Origin of the sequence: Actinomyces sp. oral taxon 180 str. F0310 (assembly GCF_000185285.1) — a bacterium.
Taxonomy (GTDB): domain Bacteria; phylum Actinomycetota; class Actinomycetes; order Actinomycetales; family Actinomycetaceae; genus Pauljensenia.
In genome coordinates this window covers 2,318,632-2,325,496 of sequence record NZ_GL622194.1, presented here as the reverse complement: position 1 = coordinate 2,325,496, position 6,865 = coordinate 2,318,632, and the positions used below count along the sequence as shown (strand labels likewise).

Annotated in this window: 6 protein-coding genes; 2 read left to right on the top strand and 4 right to left on the bottom strand. The window is 66.4% G+C overall.

The window, feature by feature from the left end; translation table 11 throughout:
• Positions 1–7 precede the first annotated feature (7 nt).
• Positions 8–901 carry a S8 family peptidase gene (locus HMPREF9006_RS09920; protein WP_083806978.1) on the top strand — a complete coding sequence of 298 codons (894 nt, stop codon included), beginning with the start codon at positions 8–10 and terminating at the stop codon, positions 899–901.
• Positions 902–1,067: 166 nt separating this feature from the next.
• Here the strand turns inward: HMPREF9006_RS09920 and HMPREF9006_RS09915 are convergent, their stop codons facing one another.
• From HMPREF9006_RS09915 to HMPREF9006_RS09905, 3 genes are all read right to left on the bottom strand, one after another.
• A complete protein-coding gene (locus HMPREF9006_RS09915; RefSeq protein ID WP_009213471.1) occupies positions 1,068–1,418 on the bottom strand; it encodes a hypothetical protein in 351 nt (116 codons plus the stop codon).
• A 220-nt stretch (positions 1,419–1,638) separates the two neighbouring features.
• Positions 1,639–2,271, bottom strand: coding sequence for a DUF4232 domain-containing protein (locus tag HMPREF9006_RS09910; RefSeq protein WP_009213470.1), 633 nt, complete (start codon positions 2,269–2,271; stop codon positions 1,639–1,641).
• A gap of 108 nt (positions 2,272–2,379) precedes the next feature.
• Positions 2,380–3,882 (bottom strand): amino acid permease, encoded by a 1,503-nt coding sequence (locus HMPREF9006_RS09905; protein WP_009213469.1) that lies wholly within the window; start codon positions 3,880–3,882, stop codon positions 2,380–2,382.
• A 196-nt stretch (positions 3,883–4,078) separates the two neighbouring features.
• Here HMPREF9006_RS09905 and HMPREF9006_RS09900 point away from each other — a divergent pair, with 196 nt between their 5' ends.
• Positions 4,079–4,771 (top strand): MgtC/SapB family protein, encoded by a 693-nt coding sequence (locus HMPREF9006_RS09900; RefSeq protein ID WP_009213468.1) that lies wholly within the window; start codon positions 4,079–4,081, stop codon positions 4,769–4,771.
• Positions 4,772–4,844: 73 nt separating this feature from the next.
• Here HMPREF9006_RS09900 and HMPREF9006_RS09895 read toward each other — a convergent pair whose 3' ends face one another.
• On the bottom strand, positions 4,845–6,815 hold the full coding sequence (locus HMPREF9006_RS09895; RefSeq protein WP_009213467.1) for a variant leucine-rich repeat-containing protein: 1,971 nt from the start codon (positions 6,813–6,815) through the stop codon (positions 4,845–4,847).
• Positions 6,816–6,865 lie beyond the last annotated feature (50 nt).

Sequence of the window (6,865 nt, the reverse complement as noted above, 5' to 3'; positions counted from 1 at the left end):
TACGAGTCTGGCGAGCAAAACCCACGGGACCGCAGTCGTGTCAGTTCTCGCCTCGCCTACATACGGTATGGCTCCCAAGGCCACCGTACTGAGCTATCGAAGTCGGGTAAAGTCCGATCCGGATGCGTTGGGCGAAGATTGCAAGAGTAAGTCAGGAAGCATGATCGCTCAGGTTGCGCTCATCAACCAAGCAGTCAACGACGGTGCCGAGATCATTAGTGTCTCCCAGAGCACGGATGAGGAACTCAAATGGGCGATTGCGCATGCACTTAGCCGCGGAGTTATCGTTGTTGCTGCCGCCGGTAACGAGGGGGAGGATGTCTTTTCCACCCACTCCCTCGACAGGTGGTCCGGTGTCGTGGGCGTCGGAGCGATCACGACCGAGGGCGTTCCCACGGCGTATTCCTCCAAGGGCCAGGGAGTCACCACCGCGGCACTGGGCGGCCCCGTTCTCGCGCGCAACTACGAGAGCGGGCAGAACGAACCCGCCAACGGAACGTCCATGGCCACTCCGATGGTCGCCGGCTTCCTGGCGCTTGCCCGCCAGAAGTGGCCCGACGCCACCGCCAACCAGCTCCTGCAGCTGCTCACCAAGACGGCGCTCAACAACGAGGGCGCGTGGAACCCGTACACGGGATACGGCGTGGCGTCCCTCGGCGCGATGCTCAGCACGGATCCCTCCCAGTACCCCGACGAAAACCCGCTCATGGACAAGGGGGGAGGCCTCGCCCCCTCCCCCACGGCGGAGGAGGTCCGGCTGTACGCGGATGGCTTGGTCAGTCCTTCCGAAATCGAGGAAGACTCCTCCTACGTCTATCGCGGCCTCGACGAGTCGCAGCTGAAGGCCGCCACAAACTCCTACCCCACCCACATCGGGACCAGCCCCCGGTACCACCGCTGAGTGGCGTCCGCGCGGGGGCTTTCGCCCCGGCAACGCCCGCCCGTGTCCCCCGCGCGCCCTCACACGCAGATCCACAGGCACGAAAAGCCTCCCATTCCTCAGACGTCAATATCCATGTCCAAGAAACGGGAGGCAGCTCAGCCAGCCGAGGCCACGTCGCGCGCCGTCAGGAGCGGGCAACCTCGGTGGCGGGGGTCTGCACCAGACTCGACAGCGCGGTGATGAATCGGGCGATCATCGAGCGGTTGCGGCTGTCCTGCATGAGGTTGGGGAGCCCCTTCGTCGAGCAGGTCACCTCGATGACGGTGCCGCCTTCGACGGGGATGAAGCCGACGACGATGCGTTCACCCCACGACATGAGGCCCAGCGGCGTTTCGAACGTGACGACGCGGCCGTTCATGTCCGCACCCGTCAGCGTCGTCGACGGGATCGTCTGGACGGCCGCGGGGGCCGCCTGAAAAAGCTGCTCAAACGGTAGGTTGATCTGGAACGACTGCGTTGTTGTCCGCATGCCCATGGGTGTCTCCTTACGGTTGTGGTGAACGGCGCTCGCGCCTATCCAGCGAGGCTCTGGTTCCGATGACGAAAGGAATTCCTCGCCGACGCCGCCACCCCCTCGGGGCGGTGGCGCGCGTGCGGACCCTTCCAGCCGGTATAGAGAGTATCAGGCTTGTCTCCCAGAACCTATTCCGGTCGCCTGCTTCTCCCAACGAGGGTCCACGAACAGACAGAAGCTCTCAGGGGCGCGGCTCGAAGGGGCTGACCGCGACCGAGGGGATCTCCTGGCACACGCGCAGGGGCAGCTGCAGGGAGGTCGAGGCGCCGCCCCCGTCGGAAGAAACATCGACCATGTCCACGTCGGTCGGCGTGCAGCCCTCGACGCCGTCCACTGCCTCGGCGGTCAGCGTCACGCCGACGCGCCCACCCTCGGCGATCGTGTAGACGTTACCGGGATCCTCCCCGTCACGCACGGCGCTGGGCGCGGTGGTCCCGGCCGAGGAGAAGACGACCGACGGGAATCCCCCGATCCAGCACGCCGGTCCCTCGTTCGTGAACGACAGCTCAACGTATGTCGTCCCCCCGGCCTCCTGGCGGCTCGCGACTGCGGGCTGAAGGTTCGCCAGATCGCAGCGGGCCTCGTCGTCGGTGACGTTCACCTCGGGTGTCTGGGTCCCCTCGCTGCTCGCGCCGCTCTGCGCGGCGGCGTCGCTCTGCGGCGGAGCCTGCGTCGGGGAAGCCGAAGGACCGGGGGTGGTGGCCGATGCCGCGGGATCCGACTGCTGCTGGCCTGCCTTCGGCGAACACGCGCTCGCCCCGAGGGCAAGGGCGGACAGTGCGATGGCGGCAAGGATGCGTCGCGTGTTGATCATGGGCCCATCCTAAGGACCCTGGCACGAGCTTCTCCCCGCCACGCCGAGGAAAGCGCCAGGGGTGACACGACGCGCATCGGCGTGCCCCCGAGGCGGACCCGGCGCAGGCTACCGGGAGATCGGCTCGATATCGACGCCTGCCACGTCCATCTCCTCCAGGGAGACCATCCGGTCCTTCCTGGCGACGTGGAATCCCCACCACACGAGAGCAAACAGGGGCAGGCCAATGTAGGAGGAGGCGACCTCCCACACCTGCCCGTGCAGGACGGCCTCGTAGTTTTGCCCGGCCATGACCACCAGGCACATGACGAACGCGATGATCGGCCCGGCCGGGAAGAACGGGGATCGGTAGGGTAGGTCCTCCAGACGGTTGCCCTGCAGGAGGTAGGCACGCCTGAAACGAATATGACTGACGGCGATGCCCAACCACATGATGATCCCGGAAATGCCGACGATGTTGACCAGCCACGTGTAGGCGTCCTCAAACACGAGCTGCGTGAGGAAGCCGCAGGCCGCCATCACCGTCGTCAGGGCCATCGCGTAGCCGGGGACACCGCCCTTGGTGACGCGCGCGAACAGGGCGGGGGCCTGCCCCTTGAGCGCCATCGAGTGCAGCATGCGCGAGGCCGCGTACAGGCCCGAGTTGCCCGCCGACAGGATCGAGGTGAGGATGACCGCGTTCATGACGGCTGCCGCGGCTCCAATGCCCATGCGCGCGAAGACCAGGGTGAAGGGCGACTGGGCTACATTGTTGGCCGTGTCGTCGGCGGCGCTCAGCAGGCTCGGGTCCGTGTAGGGAAGGAGGGTACCGATGATCGCGATCGCTCCGATGTAGAAGAACATGATGCGCCAGAAAACCGTGCGGATGGAGCGCGGAACATCCCGGCGCGGATTCTCGGACTCCCCCGCCGCGACTCCGACGAGTTCGGTGCCCTGGAAGGAGAACCCGGCGATCATGAAGACCGCGATGATCCCAACGAAGCCGTTGTGGAAGGGGGCATCGCCGGTCGTCCAATTCGACAGGCCCGGCGAGTTCGTTCCCATCACCCCGGCGATCATGAAGACGCCCGAGATCACGAAGACGACGACGATGACCACCTTGACCGCGGCCAGCCAGAACTCCGCCTCGCCGTAGACGCGTGCCGACAGAGCGTTGAGACCGACGACGATGACGAGGAACACGACCGCCCAGATCCACGAGGGAACCTGAGGGAACCAGTAGGCCATGACCAGCCCGGAGGCGACCAGGTCGGCCGCAACCGTGACCGCCCAGTTGAACCAGTAGTTCCACCCCATCGCAAACCCGAAGGACGGGGAGATGAACTTCGTGGCGAAGGTCTGGAACGATCCCGCGACCGGCTGGTGAGCGCTCATCTCCCCCAGAGACTGCATGAGGAGAAGCACCATGAGGCCGATGGCGGCGTAGGCGACGAGCGCACCGCCCGGTCCCGCGTTGGCGACGGTCGCACCGGAGGCCAAGAAGAGACCTGTTCCGATTGCTCCGCCGATCGCAATCATCTGCATGTGGCGCGATGCCAGGCCGCGCTTGAGCTGGGTATCCGTGCGCTGGCGCAGCTCGCTGGCGACGTCATCGGGGGTTGGGGTTGCCATGACTGGGTTCCTCGTCTGTCGGTCGTGAGTCCCATCTTAATGCCCGAGGCATTGCGTCGTCGTTGAGCCTCTCTTTCCTCGGTCTTTAACGAGGCCGTGGCCGCTTTCCTCTCCTCGGTGTCCTCGTTGCGCCCCGCGTGGCCCGGCGGCGCGGCCCGGCTAGACTAATCCCACCCGTGCACACCAGGAGGCCACCATGTCGCAATCCCTCGAAAGCATCTGTTGGATGCTTCTCGCCCTCGTTCTCTCTGCCGCTATCGGCATTGAGCGCCAGATTCGCGGAAAGAGCGCGGGCATTCGCACGCAGGCGATCGTCGGCCTGACGGCTTGCCTCATGATGCTCATCTCCAAGTACGGCTTCTCCGACATCCTCGTTGACGGCATCACGCGGTATGACCCCTCGCGAGTAGCCTCCCAGATCGTCTCGGGAATCGGTTTTCTCGGGGCGGGTATCATTCTCACCAGGCACGGAGCAATCCGAGGGCTGACCACCGCTGCCACCATTTGGGAGACGGCGGCGATTGGCATGGCGTGCGGGGCGGGCTTGTGGTGGCTCGCCATCGCCGGGACTGCGCTGCATTTCCTCGTGATCGCCCTGTTGACGCCGCTCGTACAGTTCATCATCATGCGCACGCACGGACACAAGGTGACGCTGACCGTCCACTACACGCCCGGTCACGGGGTTCTCTCCGCGCTCCTCGGCCAGGTTTCTTCCCTCGGTTGGGCGGTCTCCGCCGTGTCCACCCGCACGTCCTCGAGCGATCGTTCGTCCACGGCACGTTTTACCGCCGCCACGCGCCAGGACCTGTCTCAGTCGTTACTGGTGACGACGTTGGCCGACCTTGATGGGGTTGCCGGTGTGGATGTCACCGAGGAGGAGGACGAGTAGCGCTCTTCGCACGCGCAAAGGGATGAGCCCGCGTCGCCGCGGGCCCATCCTCCTCTATCCTCCTGTCAGCACCTCACGCCTGCGGGCCGAAGGGGTTGTAGGGCTTGTTCGACTGCTGGCCCGGCTGGCCGCCGTACTGGCCCTGACCAGCCTGCGGTGCCTGGAAACCACCCTGACCCTGCGCACCGCCATACTGACCCGGCTGGCCGCCGTACTGGCCCTGACCAGCCTGAGGAGCCTGGAAACCACCCTGCCCCTGCGCACCGCCGTACTGACCCTGACCGGCCTGCGGGGCTTGGAAACCACCCTGACCCGGTCGGCCGCCGTACTGGCCCTGACCAGCCTGGGGCGCCTGGAAACCACCCTGGCCCTGCGCACCACCGTACTGACCCGGCTGGCCGCCGTACTGGCCCTGACCGGCCTGAGGCGCCTGGAAACCACCCTGCTGCTGCGCACCGCCATACTGGCCCTGACCAGCCTGGGGAGCCTGGAAACCACCCTGACCCGGTCGGCCGCCGTACTGGCCCTGACCGGCCTGAGGCGCCTGGAAACCACCCTGACCCTGCTGGTTCGCGGGTGCGGAGGCGAAGGTGCCGCCAAATGCAGTCGGGTTGTTGATCGGCGCGACCTTTCCGTTCTTGAGTTCAAGGAGGAGCAGAACGCCTCCCGCGCCGAGGCCGATCGAGAAGAGGAAGAAGAGAATGCCACCAAAGCCAAGGTCCGCGATGCCGAACACGATCTGCAGGACCCGAATAATGCCGAAGAAGGCGGCGACAATGCCGGTGGCACCGGCAGCAATGAACGCCCACTTCTGGTTGGTGAACCAGTAGGCAACACCGAGGCCGGCGACCGCCAGGAGAAGCACCATGTGGAAGAAGGCATAGCCGCCGATATCAAACAGGGAGACGGAGTAACCGCCGTACGACGCGAACGGCAGAACCATCGAGATGAAGGACAGGACGACCGCGGCGAACATGCCGATCAGCGAGTAGGTGGCGCGCACGGAGCGTCCGCTCACCTTGCCGGTTTCTGCCACGACGGCGGTCTGGAACTGATTGAACGCGGTGCCGGCGGCCGCGCCGAACTGCTGAGCGGCCGCGCCGAACTGCTGTCCCGCGCTGGCCCCCTGCTGGCCACCCTGGGGGCCGTACTGGCCCTGTCCCTGCTGGGGACCGGGGGCATAGCCCCGCTGGCCGCCCTGGGGGCCGTACTGAGCCTGCCCCGGCTGGGAGGCGGGCGCATACCCGGGCTGACCGTACTGGTTCTGTCCGAATCCCTGCTGCGGGCTCCCCTGCTGCGCGTAACCGTTCGCTTGGACGCCCGCGCCGTACTCTTCGGCGGCGATCTCAGCGGCCGTCTTCTCGCGCGTTCCTTCGACGATGGTCCGTTCGAGGTCCTCGTCCGACAGGGTTACTCCCGCCGACTGCGTTGCCTCGCTCGCCGGAGCGTATGGGCCGACCGGCGCCTCGGAAGTCCCATGGGAGACAGTGGTCTGCGCCGCGGGCGGCTCTTCGACGGGGGCGGTCATCTCTTCGACGGGCGCGAACGGGGGTTCCTCCACCGGGGAGGAGGCTTCCTCTGCCAGCCCGAGCGGAGCCTCGTCCGACGGATGCGTCTGCTCGATGGGGGCCGACACCGCTTCTGCGGGTGCCTCGGTGGCCCCGTCGTAGGTCTCGGGCGCTGCCGAGTCCGTGGTCCCCTCAGGAAGAGGATCGGCGGCGTTTCCCTGAGCCGTGGCATCGGGCTGCGCGGCCCAGGAGTCATTGGGGTTGTCGTGAGCCGCCTCGGCCTCGGGCTGCGGGTCGTAGGCTTGTCCGACCTCGGGGCTCTCGGCGAACGGCGCAGGGGCGGCCATCGGAGGCTGCGCGGGCACCACGCCCTGGTCCGCCAGCCACTGGCCGAGGGCGGGGTAGAGAGACGGGTGGGTTGCAACGTAGGGGCGCAGATCCGGGCGCGCGGCCGTAATATCCGCAAGATCCTGGGGCGTCAGCGACGGATTGCTCATGTCGGCAGCGCTGAGCTGCGACGGGTCGATAGTGCTCATCTACATTCCTCTCGCACCCAAAGGCGCACTTCCTGATGACCAACGGTCAA

Excerpts from the sequence above, each read along its gene's own strand:
- HMPREF9006_RS09915 (WP_009213471.1), bottom strand. The coding sequence starts at position 1,418 with ATGGGCATGCGGACAACAACGCAGTCGTTCCAGATCAACCTACCGTTT.
- HMPREF9006_RS09910 (WP_009213470.1), bottom strand. The coding sequence starts at position 2,271 with ATGATCAACACGCGACGCATCCTTGCCGCCATCGCACTGTCCGCCCTT.
- HMPREF9006_RS09905 (WP_009213469.1), bottom strand. The coding sequence starts at position 3,882 with ATGGCAACCCCAACCCCCGATGACGTCGCCAGCGAGCTGCGCCAGCGC.
- HMPREF9006_RS09900 (WP_009213468.1), top strand. The coding sequence starts at position 4,079 with ATGTCGCAATCCCTCGAAAGCATCTGTTGGATGCTTCTCGCCCTCGTT.
- HMPREF9006_RS09895 (WP_009213467.1), bottom strand. The coding sequence starts at position 6,815 with ATGAGCACTATCGACCCGTCGCAGCTCAGCGCTGCCGACATGAGCAAT.